Here is a 1139-nt window from a genome sequence, read left to right on the forward strand (position 1 = left end):
CCGCTAAGATCAGGGAGCAAGCTCCCATCTCTTCGCTCGACTTGCATGTATTAGGCACGCCGCCAGCGTTCGTCCTGAGCCAGGATCAAACTCTCCGATAGAAAGCTTAATCTAGCTTTTAAAACATGTTTGTTTCCGTAGAAACAACTACTTACATGGCGTTTCGTTCAGTTTTCAAAGAGCAATTTTTCTTTCAATGTCGTTTTCAGCGACCAAACCATCATACCATGATGTGTTTGTTAGTGTCAACAACTTTTTTGAAATAGTTTTGGTGGAGCCTAGCGGGATCGAACCGCTGACCTCCTGCGTGCAAGGCAGGCGCTCTCCCAGCTGAGCTAAGGCCCCGTTGGTATAGATGGTCGGGAAGACAGGATTTGAACCTGCGACCCCTTGGTCCCAAACCAAGTGCTCTACCAAGCTGAGCTACTTCCCGTTTCAAAAAGATAACTACAAAATTTAATGGTGCGCCCGAGAGAAGTCGAATCCCTAACCTTCTGATCCGTAGTCAGACGCTCTATCCAATTGAGCTACGGGCGCATATTTTATGAAGTTAATGGAGCGGAAGACGGGATTCGAACCCGCGACCCCCACCTTGGCAAGGTGATGTTCTACCACTGAACTACTTCCGCAATTGGTGCGGGTGAAGGGACTTGAACCCCCACGTCGTAAGACACTAGATCCTAAGTCTAGCGCGTCTGCCAATTCCGCCACACCCGCAAATGAATGGTGAGCCATGAAGGACTCGAACCTTCGACCCTCTGATTAAAAGTCAGATGCTCTACCAACTGAGCTAATGGCTCTTTTCAATAAGAAAAGCTGGTGCCGGCCAGAGGACTTGAACCCCCAACCTACTGATTACAAGTCAGTTGCTCTACCAATTGAGCTAGGCCGGCAATATATGTACCCTTTCGGGTTATAAAAAATATGGTGGAGGATGACGGGCTCGAACCGCCGACCCTCTGCTTGTAAGGCAGATGCTCTCCCAGCTGAGCTAATCCTCCACTATATAAGTCCAGCGACGTCCTACTCTTGCAGGGGGAGATCCCCCAACTACCATCGGCGCTGAAGAGCTTAACTTCCGTGTTCGGCATGGGAACGGGTGTGACCTCTTCGCCATCGTCACTAGACTTATCAGGGTG

Annotated in this window: 8 tRNA genes and 2 rRNA genes; all 10 read right to left on the minus strand. The window is 49.7% G+C overall.

The window, feature by feature from the left end:
* Nucleotides 1–101 (minus strand): 16S ribosomal RNA (locus PQ511_RS23550); the annotation flags it as partial.
* Between the two features lie 168 nt (nt 102–269).
* A tRNA-Ala gene (locus tag PQ511_RS23555) sits at nt 270–345 on the minus strand.
* 11 nt (nt 346–356) lie between these two features.
* Nucleotides 357–433, minus strand: a tRNA-Pro gene (locus tag PQ511_RS23560).
* A 27-nt stretch (nt 434–460) separates the two neighbouring features.
* Nucleotides 461–537, minus strand: a tRNA-Arg gene (locus PQ511_RS23565).
* A 17-nt stretch (nt 538–554) separates the two neighbouring features.
* Nucleotides 555–629 (minus strand) — tRNA-Gly (locus PQ511_RS23570).
* A gap of 3 nt (nt 630–632) precedes the next feature.
* Nucleotides 633–717, minus strand: a tRNA-Leu gene (locus PQ511_RS23575).
* Nucleotides 718–724: 7 nt separating this feature from the next.
* Nucleotides 725–800, minus strand: a tRNA-Lys gene (locus tag PQ511_RS23580).
* Nucleotides 801–817: 17 nt separating this feature from the next.
* A tRNA-Thr gene (locus tag PQ511_RS23585) sits at nt 818–893 on the minus strand.
* Between the two features lie 32 nt (nt 894–925).
* Nucleotides 926–1001 (minus strand) — tRNA-Val (locus tag PQ511_RS23590).
* A gap of 9 nt (nt 1002–1010) precedes the next feature.
* Nucleotides 1011–1127 (minus strand): 5S ribosomal RNA (gene rrf / locus PQ511_RS23595).
* Nucleotides 1128–1139: the final 12 nt, after the last annotated feature.

Source organism: Guptibacillus spartinae (assembly GCF_028610625.1).
GTDB classification, from domain to species: domain Bacteria; phylum Bacillota; class Bacilli; order Bacillales; family Guptibacillaceae; genus Guptibacillus; species Guptibacillus spartinae.